We start from the raw sequence: 385 nt of genomic DNA, 5'->3' as shown, positions 1-385 counted from the left end.
CTGGAGGACGCGCCTCGCCGTCACCTACGTGGACGAGGACGGCAAGCGCGTGGACATCACCCCGATTGACTCCTTCACGCCGACGTTCAGCCTGAATGCGGAGGTACACCACTCCATCGAGCGCACCCACGTGGGGGCCATCTTCACGCCCAGCGGGATTACGTTCTCCATGAACGTGAAGGCCATTGGAGACGTGGCCGCGCAGCTCACCGCGCTGGCCATGTCGGGCAAGCGCTTCGACATCACCCTGCACGAGCACTCGGGCACGGACTGGTCCTTCAAGCGGGTGGTGCTGCGCGAGTGCCTCATCACCAGCGCGTCGCCGTCCAACGCCACCGTCTCCGGCGCTCCGGCGGCCACGTTCTCCGGCTTCAGCCTCCAGGCG

Annotated in this window: 1 protein-coding gene; it reads left to right on the top strand. The window is 66.8% G+C overall.

The annotated features are described in order from the left end of the window. A partial coding sequence (locus D7Y04_RS43675) for a hypothetical protein (RefSeq protein WP_121763100.1) occupies positions 1-385 on the top strand: 385 nt, incomplete at both ends.

The sequence above is a fragment of the Corallococcus sp. AB038B genome (genome assembly GCF_003668955.1).
Lineage (GTDB): Bacteria > Myxococcota > Myxococcia > Myxococcales > Myxococcaceae > Corallococcus > Corallococcus exiguus.
Note: the sequence above shows the minus strand (reverse complement) of the source record. Positions and strands in the feature narration are given on the sequence as shown.